A 21,034-nucleotide genomic window follows, 5' to 3' on the forward strand; every position below is an offset into this window, starting at 1 on the left:
TTAAATAGCAGACCAAGAAAACGATTGGGATTCAAAACACCAAATCAGGTATTCTATAACATCATTTAGCGTTGCACTTGGTGTGTTAATCTAGGAAACATAAAAAAGCCAGCTGATCGCAATTAGCTGGCTTTTTTATTACATGTAATAAATGACCTATTCGAATTAACGATTATGCCTCTATACTATTTATTATTGTTTTGGTCATTATTTTAGATTAATTATCGTACTGGGCGAATGAACGGCATATGTCTATTCACGTCTTTATATAGTAAGTATCTAAACGGACCAGGTCCGCCAGCGTAACAAGATTGCGGGCAGAATGCACGCAGCCACATAAAGTCGCCCGCTTCAACTTCTACCCATTCACCGTTTAAGTGATAGACGGCTTTGCCTTCTAGTACATATAAACCATGTTCCATAACATGAGTTTCATCAAATGGAATCACGCCACCTGGCTGGAAAGTGACGATATTCACATGCATGTCGTGACGCATATCAGACTGCTCTGTAAATCGAGTGGTTGTCCATACGCCCCCTGTGTTCGGCATCTCAATAGCTTCAACATCGTGATCGCTTGTAACAAAGGCTTCGGGCGCGTCAATACCATCTACAAATTGATAAGCTTTGCGGATCCAATGAAATTTAACATGCTTGTCGCTATTGTTTTTCAGTGTCCATTTGCAGCCAGGTGGTAAAAATGCATAACCACCCGATTCAAGATGATGCGACTCACCTTCAATAGTCATGTCCATTTCACCTTCAACGATGAATATAACACCTTCGGCATTTGCATCTAACTCAGGCTTTTCTGAGCCACCATTAGGCTCAACTTCAACGATATACTGTGAGAAGGTTTCAGAGAAACCTGAAAGTGGACGTGCAAGCACCCACATCCGCATACCTGTCCAGAAAGGTAAGTAGCTAATAACAATGTCGGTTAGTACACGTTTAGGAATAATCGCATAGCCTTCGGTGAAGATAGCGCGATCAGATAGTAACTGTGTTTGTGGCGGTAAGCCGCCAGTTGGTGCGTAATAAGTACTTTTTGTTGTCATTGTTAATGCTCCTTAGTGGTTTTGTGCCGCGATAAATTTGTGTCTGAACCTTTGAGTTTGAATCGTGGAGCAAAGGTTCGGTAATTATCTTAAAGCGCTTGGCTGGGATTTCCCTTTAAACACTAAATCAAACGCAGCTTGAAAGGCTAAGCTATTGTCAAAATCGTTAGACGTTAGACATAGCCCGGTAGTATGGATGGTTTGGATGGTTTGGATGGTTTTTATTTTGTGTATCGACAATTGCTGCCAGCATACTTTTTAGAACACTACCAAAATTATTAATCATCTGACTATAGCAACTAAGCCTGAGCTTTAGCCTGCTCAGCAGATACATCGATGCAAACTTCCCAATCATCAATCTCGAATTCATGGCAATTATTGCCTTCACCATTGATGCGATCGACCACTAAAAAGTCACAATCAGCGTTTAGTGCGAGTAGCGGATGATGCCAAACGTTAGCGTCATACTGCACGCCTTGATGCGAATGAGCATAAAACACTTCTAAATCGTCAGCTGATTTAGGCGCATCGCCAGCTTTGGCCACAACGACTAGATAGTCTGTGGAATTCATAGAAAAGAAGGCTTGCGTGCCAAACGGATGATATTCCATAACCGATAGCGTAATTGGGCAATCACGTCTTTTAGTACGAAAAATACTAAAACCAACTTCGCCACCGTCTAGACCAACTTTTGAGATGGCATTATGACGACAGGCGTAGCCGCGATTGATATCCCAACTGTTTTCAGGACATTTTTCTTGATCATCATAAGGCTCAATCACTGAGCCATAAGGAGCAAACGCAGCTTTAGTTAGAGGCTTGGCAATGATTGTGGTAGTCATAAGTTCCCCTTTAGGTTAGTTAGCAAGGTCATTTATTCAGTTGTTTTAGCAACTTATTAAGTGATAGACCGTCAGTGGTCGATAACTGTCTTGCTTTTTTTTATTCGTGAGCTTTTTCTAGCGCTTCACGATCGTTACAGTTAGGCAGTTTACTGCAGATATTATTAAACGATCAGACCAAGTGTCGCCCATACTTGCCTATTTGAGCCAAACAAGTAGGGACACAAGATGTGGTTTTTGAGCAATTGGATCACTGAGGCAGTGAACTGTCTAGGATTACATCCAGTCTGAGGTGTTGTCTGCAGTGGCTGGATGGTTTTCATACCAATGCTTAGCGATTTCATCGCGGCGGCATACCCAAACGTCGGGCTTGTTGGTGATATATTGTAAAAATTGCTTGAGCGCTTTGATACGACCTGCACGGCCAATCATTCGGCAGTGTAGCCCTATAGTTAGCATTTTTGGCGTATGTTCGCCTTCTTCATATAGGGTATCAAAGCTGTCTTTTAGATATTGATAAAAGGGTTCTGCGTGGGTAAATCCAGGGCTTGAAGCAAAACGCATGTCGTTAGTTTCAAGGGTATAAGGTATAACCAGATGCGGCTTGCGAGTAATACTGCTGCCGTCTTGTACTTTGACATCGAGCCAGTAGGGGAGCTCATCAGCGTAGGAGTCGGAGTCATAAATATAACCGCCTTGCTCAGCGACTAACTCACGAGTATTAGGACTGTCACGGCCAGTATACCAACCTAATGGCTGTCCGCCAAGCATCCGCTCAAATATTTTAGTGGCAGCACGGACATGTTCGCGTTCAGTCTCACGATACATATCTTGATAAGTAATCCAGCGCAGTCCGTGGCTCGCTATTTCATGGCCATCTTCTAAAATACGCTCAACGATATGCGGTGTCTTTTCAGCCGCGGCTGCACAAGTAAAGGTGGTGATTGGTAACCCATATTCTTTAAAGACATCGAGGACCCGCCAAACACCGACACGGCTACCGTATTCAAAGGCAGACTCAATAGACTGATGGCGATTGTTAAATTCAGGCGTACCTAGCACGTCAGATAAAAAGCGCTCCGATTGGCCATCACCATGCAGCACACTATTTTCTGCGCCTTCTTCAATGTTCAGTACGAACTGGACGGCGATTTTTGCACCGCCTGGCCAGTTTGCTTTGGGTGGGTTATCGCCATAGCCTTTTAGGTCGCGAGGGTAGGCGGCCTGGTCAAAGTCGCTAGTGATTTTTTGGGTCATTGTACACATTCCTTTATGAAAATCGAGCAATAGTAATGCTCAAGACTTATTGAATAAATTTTTTAGATGGGTACTGCTGACGTTCTTAACCGAGGGTATAAAGATGTCGCTATAGCGCTAATAAGAATAGCGTCAATCAGAACAGCGCCAGTCAGAATAGTGCCAGTCAGCATGATAAATTCATACTGACTGGTCTAAGTGTTCACGATTTTTAACGAGTACCAAAGATCGATTAAGAGGCTCAATTTAAGGTTGCCGACTTTAATAAAGCCATGTACTTTACTGATCTTTTTTACTCTAAAATTTCATTTGGCTTTACGGCAAATTGGCGCATCAACAGCCAATAAACGATACCACCCAATGCGGCTCCTAATAAAAAGCCATAACCTTCAAGTGTCGTTAGCACGGGCACCAAGATCGTGGATATAGAGAATATAGACCCTATCGCAAAGGCAATCAGACCACGAATGTTCCAACCTTTATAATAGTAGTAAGCACCATCGGGCTGATCAGAGAATAAGTCATCCATACTAATATGTTGCCGTTTGATAAGATAATAATCAATCACTAAAATACCAAAGAACGGCGCAATTACGGCACCAACTGCATTAACAAAACCGACAATCCCAATCTGACTGATGAAGGATAACCACAATGCGCCCACAAAAAAGGCAATAACGGCAGTAATCAAACCACCCATACGAAAGTTAATATGCTTAGGGAATAAGTTAGCCAAATCATAAGCGGGTGGTATAAAGTTTGCGACCATATTAATACCAACGGTAGCAGCAAAGAAGGTCAGCGCAGCAATGATAGTTAATGGTAGCGAATCCACTCGCTCAACGATATCTGAGGGATTGGTTAATGCTTCGCCAAATATAACTAACGTACCCGCTGTAATGACTAGCGCAATAAAAGAGAAAAATAACATGTTAATAGGTAGACCCAGTAGGTTGCCCAAGCGCATGTCTCGTTCACTCCGTAAAAAGCGCGAAAAGTCCCCAAAGTTGATGACTACCGCAGCAAAGTAGGCGACCATGGTCCCTACAATAGCGGTAAATGCTTGTATTTGATTGCCATCATAACTATTGTTGCTACTAAAAATAGAGTTAATTGCTGGTAGTAATTCAGCACCGGATTGATACCATATCACCGCCATGAGAATAATCATGACCACATATACTAATGGACCTGCCCAATTTAAAAAGTGCTTAATAGTTTCAATACCCGCCCAAAACAGCATGATTTGAAACAGCCAAACGATAACAAAGGCGATCCAAGCAGTACTGTTGAGACCTAAGAAAGTCGCATCCGAGCTGCCCATGATAATAGTCAATAAAATAGCGACTGCGGTCGAGGCGAAGTAAGTCTGCACCCCGTACCAAAAAATTCCAATAATAGCGCGTAGGATCGCCGGTAGGTTGGCGCCATTAATGCCTAGACTGGCCCGTATCAGTACGGGAAAGGGGATACCGTATTTAACACTGGGCTTGCCAGTCAGGTTAACCATAACCATTACAATGAAGCCGGAACAAATAATGGCTGCCATGACCCACCAGCCACTCAGGCCATAGCTTAAGAATAACGAGGCGGCGAGGGTATAGCCGAATAAACTTTGAATGTCGTTGGACCAAACGTTAAATATAGCAAACCAGCCCCAAGTACGATCTTCTGGACTGAGTGGTGCTAAATCTTCGTTGTACAATCTTGAGTGCTTGATGTCAGGGTTGATTTTGCTGTGATCGTACACAGTTTGGCTAGGTGTACGCTCGGCATTATTAGACATCCGTTCTTCCTTGTAGCAGATGATAGTCATATTTTGAAACGCTTTTACTTTAATCGTTATATGACTATCTGGTCAAGCCTATTATTAAATTTAAATTAATAATCGGCTTGGCGCTACAAAAAGTACTGAAAGATGAAAGCTTTAGTTCTACAAGACTATAAGTTCTACAAGACTATAAGCCTGCGGTATAAGCAACCAGTTGCTGACGTTCTTCATCCGTTAACTGAGTGATGTTACCTAGTGGCATATAGCCAGTCTGTACTGCAGTAATAATTTTAGCTTTGTAAGTTTTCATGTCTTCAGGTGTTTGTATGATAATGCCTGCTGGCGGCGCATTAAAGCCTGCTTGCGTTGGCTGGGCCATATGGCAAACGCTACATTTTGCTTGTACAACTCCCATGATAGCGTCGTCAGCTGAGGCGGTAACGGGCACGGCTGCAGCAGCGGTGCTACCGGCGGCAGCAGCTGGTGGTGTTGCATCGGTAGTCGGACTTGCTGGCACAGCAGCGGCTACTGGAGAAATTTGCAACGGCTCAATGGGTGCAGGGCGCATCCAGATAATCAATAGTACCGTAGCTATTGCAGGAATCACTAAGTATTTTGGCTGATGATGACCCAAGTGCTTTTGGTTAAAGTAATGACGAGCAGTTGCGGTGATGATACCCACGAATACTAGTACCAACCAACCCTGACCATCTCCAAATGAATACATCATTGGATAGTGATTACTAATCATGGTAAAGATTAGTGGTAGGGTAAAGTAATTATTCATCACTGAGCGGTTTCTGGCCATTAGCGCCAAATCTGACACTTCTTTACCCGGTTTGACACCGCGGCGTACGCAATCTACTAGTGCACGCTGAGCAGGCATAATACCAAAGAATACGTTACCCGCCATTATAGTACCTAAAATGGCACCGACGTGGATAAAGGACGCACGATCGCTAAATAACTGATAAGAGCCCCATGTCGCAATAATTATTAGTATAAAGATAGTGATACTAAAAACCATTTTATTTTTGCCGATACGGCTGCGTACAATGACTTCATAAATAAAATAGCTACCAAATAAGAACAATAAGCTGGTCGAAATGGCACCGATATTACTGCCAAAGTCAATTTTGCTTGGATCCATCAGGTAGGCAGTGGCATTGGCGTAATAGACAATGGACATCATCGCCATACCGGTCAGCCATGTAGTATAAGCTTCCCATTTGAACCAATGTAGCGTTTTTGGCATCTCTTCTGGTTCGAGCTTATATTTAGCAATCTCGTAGAAACCACCACCATGTACTGCCCAAAGATCGCCTGAAATACCTTTATCAGCTTTCCATTTTGGCGGCTTCTGTAGGCTCATGTCTAACCATACGAAGTAAAATGAGGCGCCAATCCATGCCACTCCAGCGATGACGTGAAACCAGCGGAAGAATAAACCTAACCAATCGAGAAGATATGCACCCATGCTGTTAATGTCCTTTTATATTACTATGACTTGTTAACTCGTAACGACTTTTGCTCACCTTCGTTGTTATACAAGACTGTCGTATAAAATGGAGGTACAAGATAGTGATACCAGCGTTATATTTTCGGTCTTAAATAGCGGGTTTAACGGTCTGCTACTTAGGATTTAAAACACTTTTTTAGTTTGATATGGAGCTATGAAACGGGAACTGTGAAATCATGATCCACGATAGGTGCCATAGCCATGGGCGCTTAATAATAGCGGCACATGATAATGACTGGTATCGCCCACCACAAAGTCAATCACAACTTGCGGATAAAAAGCGGTCAGTTGCTGAGCGTCAAAATAAGACTGAGTATCAAAGGTTAAAGTATAGCGACCGACGCTTAAATTACATTCAGAATCAGCGACAGCGGCATCGAACTGCCAGCTATCAGGTGTGACGCGGCCATCATTGTTGGTGGCACCATTGGCTAATAAGGTTGCTTCACCGCCGCTTTGAACACGATGTAGGGTGACAGCGATATTAGCGGCAGGCTTGCCAAGGTGAGTATCTAGAATATGTGACGATAAGGTGGCGGACATAAGGCTTCCTTTGTATGATATAAAGTGGCTAAAATTAATAATAAATGGTAATTCTCTTGTAATGTAGGAACGGTAGGATAAAGCCACTGTGGTAATCTTATTGACTCTACCTCAACTACAGTATCTAATTGTTGCCAAACAGCTAGGCGTTACTGAACAGTTTATTCAAACGTAAACGAGTAATTTTATTTTGCTCAGTTGCTGCATTGGCAAACTCAGTTGCACGATCATTGGGCAAACGTGCAAGTAATAGATCCAGCATTTGCTGTGCGCTTTTACCGGTGGCAAAGACAATGAAGATAAAGCCAAATTTATCGAGATAATCTTGATTGCCTTGTGCTAGCGCTTCTAACACTTGGTCTTCGGCATCATTCGCACCTGATTGCTCATGGGCAGCGTTGTCTTGAGTATTGCGGTACTTCTCTTTTAGAGAATCCACATTACCAATTTGTGGATGACCGTCAAATGCTTCCAACAAATCGATATCGTTGGTTTGCACTTGTTCCCAGATGCCATCGCTTTTGGCTAATAAGCCATCAAGATCTTTGACGGGGCGTGTGTTAGCCAGCTTATGTGCCCAATTGCTACTGGTGCAACAGGTTAATAATTGTGAGGCTGCATCCGCTGCGGAAAGTTCGTTAAATTGCGGTAACGTTAAGCTCATGATGACATCCTTTTCTTTTGGTATGAAAGCCTAATTAGCCTATCAGGCAATGACCTTCTAACAATATCCGTGTGGTTTAGTTTGCCAGTTGTTGGCTGAACAAATGATGTGTTAAAGTGATGTTAATTAAATTGTATTTGGTTTATGTTGTCTATTGTGCTAAAACCTGACCATATGGTCAACTATTTTATACAAAATATTTTCATTTGTCGTGCTATGTTCCATAAAAAGAATTATTTATTACAATTTTTATAGTCAGATCAATCTAATGCTTATACAGTAAATTCGAGCGCAAGCCATACCACGCATAAGTTTGCGTCGATAAAAATGTAATGGTTTTATAATGAGCAGACTATAGCTGGAAATTAGCGTATTTTTATTAAACTTGCCAATGGCTTAAATTATGACTGCTATAATTCAAAATAAGAAAAAAATTGATTTGTCCAGTGATGAATTAATAATTCATCGCACTCAACCCGATATTCGAGCCCATAATCAGGCGCTTATTTTAGCGGCTGCTGAAGAAGAGTTTGTGCTGCAAAGTTATCGCGGCGCTACTATGCAGGGTATTGCTGATCGCGCCGGACTGCCCAAAGCTAATGTGCATTACTATTTTAAAAACAAAAAGAATCTATATAAGGTAGTGCTGCGTTCTATTATTCAAGAGTGGAACGAAGGTTTAATCACTATGACTGTGGACAGCGATCCCAAGACAGTTATTGAAAAATTCGTCCGTACTAAGCTACATCAAGCTTTTGCCCATCCTAATCGCCATAAACTATTTGCAGTCGAGATCATTGGCGGTGCGCCTCACTTACATGACTTTATGTCAACAACGATGAAAGACTGGGCGATTGATAAGGCCCATGTTATGAAGACCTGGCATGAGCAAGGTAAGATAGGAATCGCTGATCCATTACAGTTGCTAATTTTGATTTGGGCGACGACCCAGCGTTATGCGGAGTTTGAGACTGAAATTATCGGACTCATGGAAAAAGACGCTTATGATGAGCATGATGAAGCCCGTGCTGCTGACTTCTTAGTACCCTTTATTTTACGGGGTTGTGGACTCGAGTAATAATAGTCTGAACCACTAAGACCGCCCGTTAAGCTCAATATACTTATTATATTGAGCTTACGATATTGGCCATAACGAAACCTAATAAGCCTGAACGGGCTTTTTTTTGATTTACCCTTCTCAAATCAGCTTAAGACGCTTTTTTAATCAGTACTACGCCTTCTTCCGCATTTTGCTCTGGCGTATCATATTCAGCACCATAATTCTTCGGCAAAATCATATCAAGCGTAATAGCGACCACACCTGCCATGGTTACGGCTGAGCCAAAGATATTACGGAACAGCTGCGGCGTTTGTGCCAGTACATCAGGGACAAAGGCAATACCCATTGACAGACCTAGCGTGGTCGCAATAATCAAAATATTACGATGGGTAAAGTTCACCGTGGATAGAATACGGATACCAGCGGTCGCTACCGTTGCAAACATCAATAGCGTCACACCGCCAACAACCGGCTTAGGTAACTGAGTAAAGATAGCCCCAAGGATAGGGAACAGACCCATGGTGAATATGATAGCAGCCACATAAAGGCCGACATAGCGACTGGCGATACCGGTCATTTGGATCACGCCGTTGTTCTGACTAAAGGTGGTTACTGGGAAGGTGTTAAAGATACTGGCAATCAATGAGTTGACACCATCCCCTAAGACACCGCCTTTAATGCGTTTTTCGTATACAGGCCCTTTGATCGGTTCTCCTGAGATCATTGAAGTTGCAGTTAAGTCACCTGAAGTCTCAATACTGGTAATGACATACATAAAGGCGATAGGAATAAAAGCTTGCCAATCAAAACCAAAGCCAAATTTAAAAGGGATTGGCACTGTAAATACAGGGGCTTCAGAGACTAATGAGAAGTCAACACGTCCCATAAACATGGCGGCAATTAAACCCAGCATCAGACCAATAAAGATGGCACTAGAGCGAATTACCTTGTTATTGATGATACTGATCAGCACCACACTCACCAGCACTCCACCACCTAGTAATAGGTTTTCCATACTACCGAAGTTCTCAGCACCAACGCCGCCTGCCAAATCGGTCAGACCGGTTTTGGTCAATGACAGACCGATGGTGACAATGACGCAACCAGTAACGATAGGGCTCATCAAGGATTTGAGCTTAGTAATGAACTGACTTAAGAATATCTCAATGAATGCCCCGAGAAACGAGACCCCAAAGATGACAGAGAGAATTTCTTCTGGGCTACCACCTTTATTTTTTACCACAAAACCTGCGGCAAGTACGGCAGCTAAGAACCCAAAGCTGGTTCCTTGGAGTGCCATAAGGCCGGATCCCACTGGACCAACTTTACGGGTTTGAATGAAGGTCGCCACCCCAGATACCATCAAAGACATGCTGATGAGGTAGGGAATATGTTCCCCTAAGCCTAAAGCACCGCCAATGATTAGTGAGGGGGTAATGATGCCGACAAAAGCGGCGAGTACGTGCTGAATTGCCCCTAAGAATGCTTTTGCAGGGGCAGGACGGTCGTTCAGTCCATATAATAAATCAGGGTTTCCTTGAGTGTTTTCACTCATGATGACTTCCTCCTAGAGTAATTTCTAAGTCTTATCTGTGCTAGGAATCGTAGATAACGAGGTGAATAGGCAGGTAAATATTAAGTTCCGTTTTAATATTTAGCCTGCCGTATTATCTATCCATCCAATACAGATACGCACTTGTCCTTGTGCTGATCACTAAAAACAATCGATTAATATTAATTCTTTTTATCAATCATCGCAGATTAAAACTTGACTACTTAGTCAGCTATTCCCTAGGGTATAGTGAAAGTGGCAACTATTGCAACATTTTTTTGAGGTTATTTTGCTTTAGTCAGCGAAATAAAATTACTTAACAGTACAGAAGCGTAAAAAATTAAAGGTTACCTACATTCACATAATCTGAATCAATGAGGCATATCAAAGTCAATATGACTGTCTACTCAATCAGTCAATAACTAATAGGCGCAAAATAATAGGTATGATAAGAAAAATAAGTTAAGCAATAAGGATTATTCAATGACCAAAATGAGATAAAAAAACTGACTTTACACCTTAATTATTACTACTAGCCAGTAGCTCTGAAAGATTAAATTAATATTTTTTGCCTCTTAGCATTGCTAAATTGTTACCGAGTGGTTATGATACTTTTTTATTTAAATGTTAACTATTATCATTCGTGTTTACAATACTATTCGTATTCAATTGCCGGTTCTATATTACCTTTATTTTTCATAGTGATAACAGCTGGTCTTTTGCAAAAGGGCCTGTTAGTGAGTAGTAAAGGGGTGAGGACTGGCAATAGCGGGATCGATGGACGAGTAGTATTGCAGACATCTCTTAGGTTTCAATAGTCAGATAAAGTGAGTGGGTTATGCGTGCAGGGAAGTTTTCTAGTCAATTAACGGTGTTGTCAGTGGGTATCGCTGCTATTTTGGGGTCACAAATGGCCAGTGCTGAAGAAGTGATGCACACCTCGCTACAAACCATTACGGTAACGGCAAATAAGTCTTATACAAAAGAAGCACAAGAAGGCGAAGTCTATGTCGACGACTACACGCCAGCGCAGCAAGCCAGCCATCTAAGTGACTTTTTGAATGTGGTACCTGGGGCCACAGTGGGAGGCACTTCGGCAGTCAACCAGCGCGTACGAATACGCGGGCTGGACGATACCAACCTAAAGATAACTATCGATGGTGCCCGTCAAGAGGGCGCTTTGTTCTATCATATGGGCGACATCACTATCGATCCAGATTTATTAAAGCAAGCGACGGTTTCTGTTGGTAATAACTCAGTCACTTTAGGCAATGACGCTCTAGGTGGCGCGGTGGCTTTTGAAACCGTCGACGCTGCAGACCTGCTTAAACCAGGCCAAAAAATTGGGGCTAAGGTACATGTTGGTTATGCTGGTAATAATGATGAGCTATTAACCTCAGCAACTGTCTTTGCGGCGCCAACAGAAAATATTGACTTATTGGCTTATTACGGCAAGCGTGACGCTAATGCTGGTGAAGATGGCGACGGTCGCAACATTCAAACTGAAGACAGTAAGGGTGAGAATATCCTGTTAAAAGCCGGTGCTTATATTGCAGATGATCATCACGTTGGCGCCAGCTTTAGTAGTACTGAAAATAAAGGAAGATTTCCGCTACGTCCAGATTTTCCATCGAGCCCAGGTGCTCCAGGTCCTAAAAGCTGGAACCCAATTATCCCGCAGGAAGTAAAACGTGATACTTATGCGCTAGACTATACTTATAATCCAGCAAACAGCTTGATCGATGTTGACACCAATGTGTATCAATCAAAAACTCGAATATTACGGGACTCTGACTATGTTGAAAACCCTGGCTATGAGTTTGATGCACAGGTAAAAACTACCGGTGCTAAGATACAAAATACCAGTGTTATTGATAGCAGTGTCATCAATGGCATAACCGGCACCCATACGCTGATCGCTGGCCTTGAGCATTATAAAAAACAGTCTGATTATAATAGTGTTGAGCGCGGTACAACTACGCCCGTTAGTGGTACTGACGAGGCCAACAATACCTCCGTATATCTAGAAGACCAATGGCAGATGGGGAAATTAACGGTAACCCCTGGTATACGCTATGATCGCTATGAATCACCTGAATTTGTCTCTGCCGGAAAAACCTATAACAATGTCGTCGGTGGACTGGCTGCCAGCTATGAGATCGCGCCACGTACCCAAGTTTTTGCTAGCTATACCCAGTTATTTAATGGCCCAGATTTAAGCCAAGCTATTTTTAACTCAGACGGTGCCAACACCTTTGTTAATGGCGACTTAAAAGCTGAAGAAGGTGACAACGCAGAGGTAGGTATTGCGACTACTTTACGTGGCTTGACCACAGCTGAGGACGCGTTACAACTGAGTGCCAAATACTTTGAGACCAATATTGAAAACTACATTGAATTTGTGCGAGCAGGTGGTCGTCACCCTGGCTTAGATTGTGATACTGGACAGTTGAATGGTAATTGTCAGGGTGTCATTAATAAAGACGAAGACTACAAGATTAAAGGCGTAGAGCTTGCAGCCGATTATAAAGTCGATAACTTCAGTATGGGTCTAAGTTACGCCCGTGCTCGTAGCAAGGGCGACGAGAGTGGTCATAGTATCTCTTCAGTCAGCGGTAGTAGCTCTGACGTTGGTGATAAATATATGGTTAACTTAGCTTATGCGCCAACGGATACTACCGAGCTTGGCTGGCGCAGTACTTATGTTACCGAGCTGACCCCTAATACTGAAAAAGCAGAAATGAAAAAGCCTAACTATGATGTGCATGATATTTTTATGAGCTATAAGCCAAAACAAGTCGACGGTCTAAAAGCCACGCTTGGGGTATACAATTTATTTGATGAAACTTATGCCAGCCATGCGTCACGTAACATTGAGCCACGCCCTGAAGATGGCTACTTGCGTACTGACTTTGAGCCAGGCCGTAATATTAAAGCGTCTTTAACCTATCAATTTTAAGCACCAGTTCTAGATGGTACGGGTTTGAACGATACCATTATTATTTATACTCTAACTATTGATAATAAAAAGACCACTTATATTTTATAGGTGGTCTTTTTTACAGATCTAATTTTAGAATAGATTTCGGTGTTTTCTATAGAGTTTAATACTGCTTTTTACTTATAAGAGGTTGAAAGTAAGAGGTTAAAAGCTATCGACAATCACCGGGCGACCCTGATGATTAAGAACGGTGACGTCAACGTTATACAGCTCTTTCATAGTGGTTTGGGTGATAACATCCATAGGACGACCAGTTGCCTTCACTCGCCCTTCTTTCATGGTGACTATAGTATCCGCAAACTGCGCGGCTTGATTGATATCGTGTAAGACTATCACCACGGTTTTTTGCTGGCTATGACTTAACTCGCGCAGCTCACGCATCAAGCGCCCAGAGTGATACATGTCCAAATTATTAAGGGGTTCATCAAGTAGTAAATAAGGCGTGTCTTGACAGACAATCATCGCAATCAGTACCCGCTGGCGTTGTCCACCAGATAGCGCTGATAAGAAACGATCGGCTAGCAGTTCTAACTCAAAGCGCTCGATAATCTCATCGACCTTTTGCTGGTCATCGGCAGTAGGCCGTCCTTGATGATAAGGGTAGCGTCCAAACATCAATAGCTCATGAACGCGCAGCCGCCCTTGCACTTGGTTATCTTGGCTGAGCATAGCAACGGTAGTAGCAAGCGTACGCGTATTACAGCTGACAATATCGTGCTCAGCAAAGCTAACATCCCCCACTTGTAACGGTTGCAGACGCGCCATCACCGAAAACAAAGTCGATTTACCCGCGCCATTAGGGCCAATAAGGGCAATCACTTGTGAGCTTGGCAACGATAAGCTGATGTCGTGCAGAATTTGCTGCTTACCGATATGATGCGAGACGTTATTTATTTTAATCATAGTCGTTCTTATTTTAAGCTGAATTTTAAGGAGTTTTAAACACTAGCGGCGATGGGTCATAAATATCAATACTAAAAATACCAAACCACCAGCCAACTCAATGACTACCGATAATACTCCAGCCATACCTAAGACTTGCTCGAATACTGTTTGACCGAGTACCAAGCAAATCATCGCCACTAAGCTGACCAATATCAAGCGCTCGCTATGGGCCATGTTGCGGGCGAGTCGATTAGTCAAAGCGCAGACTAACAGACCAAAAAAGGTCACTGGACCGACCAATGCGGTAGCGGTCGCCACTAAAATAGCGATAACCGTTAATAGCCCAAAGGCTAAACGTTGATAATTAATACCTAAGTTAATCGCCTGGTCTTTACCTAACATTAAGACATCACATTGATAACGCCAGCGCCAAATAAATACCGCACTAATCGCACAAATGAGAATGCTAATGCTCAGTAGGTCAGGATTCACCGTATTGAACTGCGCGTAACTGGCTGATTGTACTACCACAAAGTCATCTGGATTAATCAGCCGCGCAATCAGTGCTGATAGGCTACGAAACAACACCCCAAAAATAACACCTACCAGTATTAGCCGCGTTAAATCCTGACTACTTTTTGAAAACAGTAGTTTAAACAGCAATAACGACGCCCCAAACATCAATACAATTTCCAGCCCAAACTTTGCTATCGGGTTAATACTGGTATAGCTGATTGACCCTAAGAAAAAGACCAATAAGCTTTGTAGCAAGACATATAGCGAGTCAAAGCCTAATAAGGAAGGAGTCAAAATAGGATTGTGGGTTAAGGTCTGAAACAGCAGGGTTGAAACCCCAATCGCGTAGCCAACTACCATCAGTGCCAGTAGTTTCTTACCGCGTAATGGTAGCGCAAAATCCCAGTAACCATTGACATTAACGGTCAAAAATAATATGGCTGAAATAAGCAAGAGGATTGTGGCGACCGACTTTGGATGCTCGGCTATCGTTACCCACAGCCTTGCCAAAAATCCTGATAGCTTGTTGTTATGCGAAGACTTGGCATTATTATCCGTATTTGTAGTGCTAGAAGCAGAAGGTGAAAGCATATGCTGATCTTATAAAAAAAGGACAGATAAAACGAAGACAAGGGTAAAAGTATAGTCAGCTAAGGTTGAGCTGCTTTAAAATAGACCCGGTATGGCTGGGAGAAATTTTCGCAGCCTCTGGAGTGATAACGTCACACAGCAAGCTAGAAAAATTTTACCAGTTATACGACACTATCTACATAAAGCCATTTACAGGCAATAAGGCCATTTATACGCAGTTATGTGTATATGCATTTTATTTAATGCTGATTATTTTAGTGCTGATTATTCTAGTGCTGACTATATAGGCGCTAAGACTGAGCAGGGGCACGTAATAGCAGCCATAAAAACACTACCGTACCTACCACCCCAAATACAGTAGCAACCGGCACTTCGAACGGATAGCGAATAGAGCGCCCAATGATATCGCACAGCAAAACTGCTGAAGCGCCAAGCAAGGCAACCGCTGGCAAGCTGCGCCTGAGCTTGTCACCCATGATGCGGCTGACAATATTAGGGACAATCAGACCAATAAAAGGGATCATTCCTACAGTAACAACCACGACTGCACTCATCATCGCTACCATGCCAACCCCAATCCAGGTCACATGGCGCTTACTGACGCCTAAGTTCAAAGCAATATTGTCACCTAAACCAATGATAGTCAGCTTATCAGCGATAACATAAGCAATGACACATAAACCTCCGGTTAACCACAGCAGCTCGTAACGGCCGGCTAGTACGGCTGAAAAGTCACCGAATTGCCAAACGCTGAGCATCTGTAAGGTCTCAGTTTGATAGGCAATAAAGGTGGTTATGGCATCAATAATCCCACCAAAGACAATACCGATCAGTGGAATCATTAAGAAGTCAGTCGGTGGGATACGGTGAATGAGCAGCATAAACAGCATCATGCCAAACACCGCTGTTATGGTTGCCACACTCATCTTGATAATCAACGCGCTGGCAGGAAAGAATAGGCTGACCACTAATAATCCCAGTGCTGCGCTTTGGGTAGCGCCAACCATGGAGGGTTCCACGAAACGGTTTTTGAGTACTACCTGAATAATCATGCCCGCAACCGCCATCGCAATACCAGTCAAAATAATGGCGATAGTACGAGGCAGGCGGCTGACTAACATCAGCGAGCTGTCTGAGTTAGCGCTGCCACTGATTAAACTATGGAAGATACCTGACCACGAAAAGTCCGCTACCCCAATAGAGAGGCTCAGCAACACTAAAAGCCCCATGACAATAAGGCTGCCGGTGTTTATCAACCAAGGAGGCAGGGCAGTGCGGCGACTATTATTAGCACCTCTGCTGCTGCGCTGCCATGATGGCGCGGTTGGTAGGGAAGAGCTGTCATTGGGGCTGGCAGTAACGCTATTACTGCTACGATGAGAAAATAACGACATAACGAATTATAACCTACAGCTTTGTTGGCCACCGTCATTGTTCTTAAGACAGTACTTATTAAAACGATTATTTGTAGCTATATAAGACATTACTGAGCAGCGCTAAAGGCCGTTTTGATAGCGGTTAAATCTTGTATCCATTGATTATAGCCACCAAATGCTAAATAAGAATCAGGGCTCAGATAGACCACTTGATCTTTTTTCCAGGCGGTAGTTTGTGCCACTAATGGATTGTCCAATACTGCTTGTGCACCCGCACTGTCTTCACCAATAGCGGCACTGCGATCAATCACGAATAACCAGTCTGGATTGGTTTTTTGCAAGTATTCAAACGATACTGGCTGACCGTGACGGGCGTCTTCAATTTTACTATCAACCATAGGTACGCCAAGTACCGTATGGACAAAGCCGAAGCGTGATTTATCACCGTAGGCTGACAGCTTATTGCCGTTAACCATGACCACTAAGCCATTGCCTTTATTTTTGGTCAGCGCTTGAGTTTGCTCAATTAGGCCATCGATATTTTGTTGTAATTTCAGTGCTTGCTCGCTTTTGCCAAATAGGGCACCTAAATCATGTAAGCGTTGCTTGCTAGATTCATAGATATCGGCAGTATCGATACTCATATCTAGCGTTGGCGCAATGCTGGATAGCGCATTATACTTTTCTGCCATCCGTGAACCGACTAAAATAGCTTGCGGCTGCATAGCGTTTAGCGCTTCAAGGTCTGGCTCAAACACTGTGCCTACTTCTTTTGGATCAGGCTGGTTTTTTGATTGTAAATTATCTAAATGTAGACCACTGGGTTTACCATCGACAGCCACATCCAGCGCTGCCAAATCCTGCATCAAGGTCATGTCATAAACCACAATAGGGGATGGATTCATCGCTAAGGTTACTTTACCTTTAACCGTATCGACATCAACTGTAGCAACAGAAACTGCATCATTATTGGCGACATTTAACGACGCATCAGCGGTGTTGCTTTCTTTTTTGCTATTATTTAATTCAGTGTCATTAGATGATGTGCAACCGACTAAACCAATACTGGCGAACAACGTAGCAGTTATGGCCGTTAACAGAGGACGTTTGAATAATGCAGGACGTTTAGATGACGAAGGGTTGGCAGAATGAGTAGCAGGTAAGGTATTGGTAGACATAAAACACTCGGTATATTACAGGTTATAGGCAGTACGTTTATAAAACGCTAGCAAAATATGAAAATAAAAAAGAGCGTACTTAGCGTGATCGATAGAGGCGCTAATACAATGCTCGTCGGGTGTGACTAGTAAGCTTAAGACTTATAATTTTAGGATTGAATTTGATGGTTTTTGAAACAATAAGCGAAATAGAGAACCATGATAATAAAGGAAATAGCCATTTTTATCAATGCTAATGATAATTATTGTTATTAGTATTCATAAAGTAACTATTTTGATGATAGCATTCTTAGTTTTATATTTTAGACTGCTTTTAGTCGTTTCTTATTCTGCAGTAGTAGCTTTTATAGCGGTATCATACTGTCGAATTTATTTTATAATAGGCTAGGGCGTGTTGAACATTCATAAATAAGCACGCCCTAAGTAAAAGGCATAATAACTGATAGCAACAATAAGTCTTTATTTATGATTGATAATCGTTATCGTTTGTATTATTATTAGGCCACTTCGATTTCAGCCAATTGTTAGGGTGTTATGGGTTCAACGAGTTTTAACGCGCCGTCACTTAAATTGATACTAATTGTCGTTGGCACCGTGGTTGCATTACATGTGCTCACAGCGATGGCATTAGTGTCCATCAGACCGTTGACGCCTGTCATACAGCCAGCTAAAGCTGAACCAGCTATAGAAATACAATTGGTTACCCTTGCTGTTGAGACTGAAGGGTCAGAAATTACGACCGATGCTGTTAAGCCTACAAAAGCGCTTAAGCCACTGTCAAAACCTGCTGCTGTCTTAAAATCTAAAGCAAAATCGATTCCTCAAACAGCCAAAACCTCCAAGCCTGTGACGGCTACTAAACCAGTGGTCAAAGCAGCAGTCAAATCAGAGCAAAAAAATATAACGCCTAAGCTGGAGACCCAGGCCAATACCTCTAACGTTGCAAAAAATGAGCCTTTTAGCCAATACATACAACAAAACTCAATGACAACCGCTCAAGCAGACAGTTTAACCGCTATTAATGAAGGTAAAATGTTGGCAGCACAGGCTGAAAAATCCGCCCAAGAAGCCCATGCCAAAATCATGCGAGACGCTCAGGCAGCAGCGAATGCTAAAGTGCTTCGTGATGATGCCCAACAGATAGCCGATGCTAAAGCTGTGCAACAAGTTAACGCTGCAAAAGAAGCATCGCAAGCCGCTGCGCGCGCAAAAACTGCTAGTGATGCCAAAGCCGCCGCTACTGCCAAAGCGGCTGCAGCTGCAAGTAATACGCCCGTCAGCTTTAATGCCAGCAATGCCAATTGGACAGCTAAACCCAACTTTAATTTTCCTGATCGTGCCAAACGCGGTACCAAATCAGGAGATACCTTTAACCTGGTCTTGATGTTACAAGTCAACAAGCAAGGTAGCATTGATAGTGTGCGTTTGGCGCAATCTTCTGGTAATGCCTTACTCGACAGAGAGGCGCAGCGGCAAGTACGTTCTGGTAAATTCAGACCATTTATGAAAAATGATGTACCAGTAGTGGGCAATGTCACCTTGCCAATCAGTTATGCAGTACCCTAAAAGTCAATCTGCTATAAAGAACCGTCAACTATAATCCTTTCATATAAATCAGATGTGCTAGTCGCAGCGGGTTCATATGATTGCATAAAATATTAAGGAGTCTGAAATGGACTTTATAAGCTACTGGCAATATAGCGACATGGTGACCAAAAGCCTGTTTTTTATACTACTGGCCTTATCTATAGTTTCTTGGATGACGGGTATTATTCGCGTCCTACAAAGTCGCAAACTAGCGGCCGGCGTTGCGGATGACTTAAGTCAGCAGGTGCAAGCCAAACGTCCTGCTTTGCTTGATGCTGATGCGGCTACTCGTCGTTTAATTACTGAGCAAACGTTATTAAAGCATATTGGTCGCTATCGCTTTGCCAGTGAACGCGGGCTACCTATCCTAGGCACCACTGCGGCAATTTCGCCATTTATTGGATTGTTTGGAACAGTGTGGGGCATCTTTCATGCGCTACATAATATTGGTATCAGCGGTCAAGCAGGACTGGGACAAGTGGCAGGACCCGTTGGTGAAGCGCTGATCATGACGGGACTGGGTATTGCAGTGGCCATCCCAGCTGTAGTTTTTTATAACGTTGTAGTACGTATCAATCGACAGATTATGTACCATGCTAATGACAGAGCGCATGACTTATTAGAGCAATCTGCGGCTTTAATCACTGCAAAGAATTCATTTGAACCACATGCTATAGATGCACAGACCCACACGACTGCTACCAGTTATGACAATAAAAGTGCCCATAGTAATAGTAATAGTAATACTGGTGCTGACAAACCAGATATTTACCAGCAGAGCACCTCTACTTCTGGTTCATAAATCAAGTATAGAAGAGCCAAAAAAAGGCTAAATTAGTTGTTTGTTAATAGGTTACGACGACTGTCTATTAACCTATTGATATTGATATTGATCACTCCATAGACCAATAACAATACGATTAAGAGTAATTTAAGCATACTATTGAGAGTAATATGGCATTTCAGTTAGGTGATGATGACGTCCAAGGTATGAATGAGATGAACCTCATTCCGCTTATTGATGTGATGTTGGTATTGATGATTATCTTTTTATTGACAGCGACGGTCTTGAATCCCACAGTGCCGTTAGATCTCCCCAAGACCAGTGCCATTATTAACGAGCAACCACCAGAAGTTATTCAAATCAGTATTGATAAGGAGGCTGGTATTTTTTGGGATAGTGATCCGATTAGTATGGAAGAGTTAGAAGGACGCTTGCAACAACAGAGCGCTACTGGCAAAGATCCTTTAGTACAATTGCGTGCGGATAAAGACAGTAAGTACGATACCGTCGCGCAAGTATTGGCCGCTGCCAGTCAAGCAGGACTGAGTAAGATAGCCTTTGTAAATGAATGACGTGGTATATAAGCGATAGTTGATTTATTTTAAAACGACTACCGTATGGTTGGGAGAGTTTGTTACAGCTTCTGGAGGGGCATCGCTGTACAGCAAGCAAGAAAGTTCTTATCAGCCGCATCTGACTATCCGCTTAACAATCTTATTTGTAGCACAACGATTTTACTTATAGCTTAATTGTTTTATTGGGTATTAACGATATCTATAACAATAGGCTGCCAACATAAACCAGCAGCCATATCAGCAAAAAAACCACCAAGATAATAAGAAAAATAAAT

The 21,034-nt window shown here is 42.7% G+C and carries 17 protein-coding genes; 5 read left to right on the forward strand and 12 right to left on the reverse strand.

The window, feature by feature from the left end:
- Nucleotides 1-221: 221 nt before the first annotated feature.
- From RCH20_RS00005 to uraD, 7 genes are all read right to left on the reverse strand, one after another.
- The gene (locus RCH20_RS00005; protein ID WP_327192137.1) at nucleotides 222-1,058 is read right to left on the reverse strand and encodes a bifunctional allantoicase/(S)-ureidoglycine aminohydrolase; all 837 of its coding nucleotides are present in this window, start codon (nucleotides 1,056-1,058) and stop codon (nucleotides 222-224) included.
- Between the two features lie 299 nt (nucleotides 1,059-1,357).
- Nucleotides 1,358-1,900: an ureidoglycolate lyase gene (locus tag RCH20_RS00010; RefSeq protein ID WP_209956609.1), complete on the reverse strand. Its 543-nt coding sequence runs from the start codon at nucleotides 1,898-1,900 to the stop codon at nucleotides 1,358-1,360.
- A gap of 276 nt (nucleotides 1,901-2,176) precedes the next feature.
- On the reverse strand, nucleotides 2,177-3,157 hold the full coding sequence (puuE, locus tag RCH20_RS00015) for an allantoinase PuuE (RefSeq protein WP_327192138.1): 981 nt from the start codon (nucleotides 3,155-3,157) through the stop codon (nucleotides 2,177-2,179).
- Between the two features lie 292 nt (nucleotides 3,158-3,449).
- A complete protein-coding gene (locus RCH20_RS00020) occupies nucleotides 3,450-4,943 on the reverse strand; it encodes an NCS1 family nucleobase:cation symporter-1 (RefSeq protein ID WP_327192139.1) in 1,494 nt (497 codons plus the stop codon).
- Nucleotides 4,944-5,115: 172 nt separating this feature from the next.
- Nucleotides 5,116-6,405: a urate hydroxylase PuuD gene (locus RCH20_RS00025; RefSeq protein WP_327192140.1), complete on the reverse strand. Its 1,290-nt coding sequence runs from the start codon at nucleotides 6,403-6,405 to the stop codon at nucleotides 5,116-5,118.
- A 216-nt stretch (nucleotides 6,406-6,621) separates the two neighbouring features.
- Entirely contained in the window at nucleotides 6,622-6,990 is a 369-nt protein-coding gene (uraH, locus tag RCH20_RS00030) for a hydroxyisourate hydrolase (RefSeq protein ID WP_209956613.1), read from the reverse strand.
- A 142-nt stretch (nucleotides 6,991-7,132) separates the two neighbouring features.
- A complete protein-coding gene (gene uraD, locus RCH20_RS00035; protein WP_327192141.1) occupies nucleotides 7,133-7,654 on the reverse strand; it encodes a 2-oxo-4-hydroxy-4-carboxy-5-ureidoimidazoline decarboxylase in 522 nt (173 codons plus the stop codon).
- 403 nt (nucleotides 7,655-8,057) lie between these two features.
- Between uraD and RCH20_RS00040 the strand changes: the two genes are divergently transcribed.
- Nucleotides 8,058-8,732 carry a TetR/AcrR family transcriptional regulator gene (locus RCH20_RS00040; protein ID WP_209956615.1) on the forward strand — a complete coding sequence of 225 codons (675 nt, stop codon included), beginning with the start codon at nucleotides 8,058-8,060 and terminating at the stop codon, nucleotides 8,730-8,732.
- Between the two features lie 130 nt (nucleotides 8,733-8,862).
- Here the strand turns inward: RCH20_RS00040 and RCH20_RS00045 are convergent, their stop codons facing one another.
- A complete protein-coding gene (locus tag RCH20_RS00045; RefSeq protein WP_209956616.1) occupies nucleotides 8,863-10,269 on the reverse strand; it encodes a uracil-xanthine permease family protein in 1,407 nt (468 codons plus the stop codon).
- Between the two features lie 835 nt (nucleotides 10,270-11,104).
- Between RCH20_RS00045 and RCH20_RS00050 the strand changes: the two genes are divergently transcribed.
- Nucleotides 11,105-13,225: a TonB-dependent receptor domain-containing protein gene (locus RCH20_RS00050; RefSeq protein WP_327192142.1), complete on the forward strand. Its 2,121-nt coding sequence runs from the start codon at nucleotides 11,105-11,107 to the stop codon at nucleotides 13,223-13,225.
- Nucleotides 13,226-13,411: 186 nt separating this feature from the next.
- On the opposite strand, the gene RCH20_RS00055 is transcribed toward RCH20_RS00050, so the two are convergent.
- The 4 genes from RCH20_RS00055 to RCH20_RS00070 form a co-directional block, all read right to left on the reverse strand.
- Nucleotides 13,412-14,170, reverse strand: a complete 759-nt coding sequence (locus tag RCH20_RS00055) for an iron ABC transporter ATP-binding protein (protein WP_327192143.1) — start codon at nucleotides 14,168-14,170, stop codon at nucleotides 13,412-13,414.
- A 42-nt stretch (nucleotides 14,171-14,212) separates the two neighbouring features.
- Nucleotides 14,213-15,259, reverse strand: coding sequence for an iron chelate uptake ABC transporter family permease subunit (locus RCH20_RS00060; protein ID WP_327192144.1), 1,047 nt, complete (start codon nucleotides 15,257-15,259; stop codon nucleotides 14,213-14,215).
- A 290-nt stretch (nucleotides 15,260-15,549) separates the two neighbouring features.
- Nucleotides 15,550-16,653: an ABC transporter permease gene (locus RCH20_RS00065; RefSeq protein WP_327192145.1), complete on the reverse strand. Its 1,104-nt coding sequence runs from the start codon at nucleotides 16,651-16,653 to the stop codon at nucleotides 15,550-15,552.
- An 89-nt stretch (nucleotides 16,654-16,742) separates the two neighbouring features.
- Nucleotides 16,743-17,813 carry a siderophore ABC transporter substrate-binding protein gene (locus RCH20_RS00070; RefSeq protein WP_327192146.1) on the reverse strand — a complete coding sequence of 357 codons (1,071 nt, stop codon included), beginning with the start codon at nucleotides 17,811-17,813 and terminating at the stop codon, nucleotides 16,743-16,745.
- Nucleotides 17,814-18,347: 534 nt separating this feature from the next.
- Between RCH20_RS00070 and RCH20_RS00075 the strand changes: the two genes are divergently transcribed.
- The 3 genes from RCH20_RS00075 (at nucleotide 18,348) to RCH20_RS00085 (ending at nucleotide 20,756) form a co-directional block, all read left to right on the forward strand.
- Entirely contained in the window at nucleotides 18,348-19,379 is a 1,032-nt protein-coding gene (locus tag RCH20_RS00075; RefSeq protein ID WP_327192147.1) for an energy transducer TonB, read from the forward strand.
- Between the two features lie 106 nt (nucleotides 19,380-19,485).
- Complete coding sequence (locus RCH20_RS00080; protein WP_327192148.1) at nucleotides 19,486-20,202, forward strand: MotA/TolQ/ExbB proton channel family protein; 717 nt, start codon at nucleotides 19,486-19,488, stop codon at nucleotides 20,200-20,202.
- A gap of 152 nt (nucleotides 20,203-20,354) precedes the next feature.
- Nucleotides 20,355-20,756 carry an ExbD/TolR family protein gene (locus RCH20_RS00085; protein WP_327192150.1) on the forward strand — a complete coding sequence of 134 codons (402 nt, stop codon included), beginning with the start codon at nucleotides 20,355-20,357 and terminating at the stop codon, nucleotides 20,754-20,756.
- The last annotated feature ends 278 nt before the right edge of the window (nucleotides 20,757-21,034 follow it).

This window comes from Psychrobacter sp. PL15, from assembly GCF_035984995.1.
GTDB lineage: Bacteria > Pseudomonadota > Gammaproteobacteria > Pseudomonadales > Moraxellaceae > Psychrobacter.

Coding starts and splice junctions, on each gene's coding strand:
- RCH20_RS00085 (WP_327192150.1), top strand. CDS start 20,355: ATGGCATTTCAGTTAGGTGATGATGACGTCCAAGGTATGAATGAGATG.
- uraH (WP_209956613.1), bottom strand. CDS start 6,990: ATGTCCGCCACCTTATCGTCACATATTCTAGATACTCACCTTGGCAAG.
- RCH20_RS00080 (WP_327192148.1), top strand. CDS start 19,486: ATGGACTTTATAAGCTACTGGCAATATAGCGACATGGTGACCAAAAGC.
- puuE (WP_327192138.1), bottom strand. CDS start 3,157: ATGACCCAAAAAATCACTAGCGACTTTGACCAGGCCGCCTACCCTCGC.
- RCH20_RS00040 (WP_209956615.1), top strand. CDS start 8,058: ATGACTGCTATAATTCAAAATAAGAAAAAAATTGATTTGTCCAGTGAT.
- RCH20_RS00025 (WP_327192140.1), bottom strand. CDS start 6,405: ATGGGTGCATATCTTCTCGATTGGTTAGGTTTATTCTTCCGCTGGTTT.
- RCH20_RS00065 (WP_327192145.1), bottom strand. CDS start 16,653: ATGTCGTTATTTTCTCATCGTAGCAGTAATAGCGTTACTGCCAGCCCC.
- RCH20_RS00075 (WP_327192147.1), top strand. CDS start 18,348: ATGGGTTCAACGAGTTTTAACGCGCCGTCACTTAAATTGATACTAATT.
- uraD (WP_327192141.1), bottom strand. CDS start 7,654: ATGAGCTTAACGTTACCGCAATTTAACGAACTTTCCGCAGCGGATGCA.
- RCH20_RS00045 (WP_209956616.1), bottom strand. CDS start 10,269: ATGAGTGAAAACACTCAAGGAAACCCTGATTTATTATATGGACTGAAC.
- RCH20_RS00005 (WP_327192137.1), bottom strand. CDS start 1,058: ATGACAACAAAAAGTACTTATTACGCACCAACTGGCGGCTTACCGCCA.
- RCH20_RS00055 (WP_327192143.1), bottom strand. CDS start 14,170: ATGATTAAAATAAATAACGTCTCGCATCATATCGGTAAGCAGCAAATT.
- RCH20_RS00020 (WP_327192139.1), bottom strand. CDS start 4,943: ATGTCTAATAATGCCGAGCGTACACCTAGCCAAACTGTGTACGATCAC.
- RCH20_RS00050 (WP_327192142.1), top strand. CDS start 11,105: ATGCGTGCAGGGAAGTTTTCTAGTCAATTAACGGTGTTGTCAGTGGGT.
- RCH20_RS00010 (WP_209956609.1), bottom strand. CDS start 1,900: ATGACTACCACAATCATTGCCAAGCCTCTAACTAAAGCTGCGTTTGCT.
- RCH20_RS00070 (WP_327192146.1), bottom strand. CDS start 17,813: ATGTCTACCAATACCTTACCTGCTACTCATTCTGCCAACCCTTCGTCA.
- RCH20_RS00060 (WP_327192144.1), bottom strand. CDS start 15,259: ATGCTTTCACCTTCTGCTTCTAGCACTACAAATACGGATAATAATGCC.